Here is a 695-nt window from a genome sequence, read left to right on the forward strand (position 1 = left end):
ATGGCGCCGAGCGAGTCTACTATCCGGGAGGTCCTCACGAATGTCGACGCGGACGTGCTGGACCTCATCGTCGGCGCCTGGCTGCACGAATGCGCGACACGTGACCGCGACGAAGACCTGGTCATCGCACTGGACGGCAAGGTCCTGCGCGGGGCCTGGACCGACGAGAACAGGCAGGTCACGCTGTTCGCCGCCATGATCCACGAAGTGGGCGTCGTTGTCGCCCAGACCCTGGTCCCCACCAGCACCAACGAGATCACCCAGGTCGAGAACCTCGTGAAGAACCTCAAGCACAGGCGCGGACGAACTATCGTGACAGCGGACACCGCCCACACCCAGTTCAGGACCGCCATCCTGCTCCACAAACGCGGAATCGACTACGTCCTAACTGTCAAGAAAAATCAGCCGACCCTCCATCGACAGATCTTCGAGCGTGTCCTCAGGATTCTCCAGGAAAATCCTGGCCACGAGGAAGAGGAACGATCTCACGGGCGCATCAAACGCTGGGCCGTCTGGACCACCACCGCCGACGGCATCCGATTCCCATTTGCTCGGACGATCGCTGTCATCCGCCGCGAAGAGTTCGACCTCGAAGGTAACCGCCTCACCAAAGAATACGCCTTCGTCATCACCAGCCTGCGCGGAGAACGTGCCACACCGGCCGCCATCCACACCCACGTCCGCATGCACTGGGG

1 protein-coding gene is annotated in these 695 nt (G+C 62.0%); it reads left to right on the forward strand.

From position 1 onward, the window contains the following. Positions 1–54: 54 nt before the first annotated feature. Positions 55–695: ISAs1 family transposase (locus tag NBW77_RS21830; protein WP_250280274.1), on the forward strand; the 641-nt coding region annotated here is incomplete at its 3' end.

Source organism: Frankia sp. Cppng1_Ct_nod (genome assembly GCF_920656135.1).
Lineage (GTDB): Bacteria > Actinomycetota > Actinomycetes > Frankiales > Frankiaceae > Protofrankia > Protofrankia meridionalis.